This window comes from Clostridium tepidiprofundi DSM 19306 (assembly GCF_001594005.1).
Classification (GTDB): Bacteria; Bacillota; Clostridia; order Clostridiales; family Clostridiaceae; genus Clostridium_AC; species Clostridium_AC tepidiprofundi.
This window is the reverse complement of record NZ_LTBA01000170.1, coordinates 1-530: the sequence shown is the minus strand read 5'-3', so window position 1 is coordinate 530 and position 530 is coordinate 1. Positions and strand designations below refer to the sequence as shown.

General features: G+C 30.9%; 1 protein-coding gene. It reads left to right on the top strand.

Annotation, left to right across the window (positions count from 1 at the left end):
* Positions 1-83: 83 nt before the first annotated feature.
* Positions 84-530 (top strand): Rpn family recombination-promoting nuclease/putative transposase (locus CLTEP_RS14270; protein WP_153016384.1); only part of this gene is annotated, 447 nt, incomplete at its 3' end.

Here is a 530-nt window from a genome sequence, read left to right as displayed (position 1 = left end):
CTTCTTACAAAGAATCTACCCTTGCTTGTTTGGGTGGTAGTTCACACTTATTAAGTATATGTAAAGGAAGGTGATGATATTTTATGTGTAGGTTAAATCCAAAAGTAGATTTCGTATTCAAAAAATTATTCGGCAGCGAGGAAAATAAAGATATTTTGATATCGTTTATAAATTCAGTGTTGAGTGAAGATGAGCAAATAGTGGATATAGAGTTAAAAAACCCTTATAACTTAGCAAATTACAGACAAGGTAAGATGAGCATACTTGATATAAAGGCAGTAGATGAAAAAGGAGTATGGTATGATATAGAAATGCAGATTGCAGAGCAGAGCTTTTATGATAAGAGAGCTTTGTATTATTGGGCGAAGGTATATTCAGATCAGATAGAAAGCGGATATGAATATAATTTACTGAAGAAAACTATAGGCATAAACATATTAGATTTTGAATATTTAGACGAAGAAGAATATCATAATGTCTACAAAATATACAATGTAAAGAGCAAAAAGGCATTTAGCAATCTGTTTGAG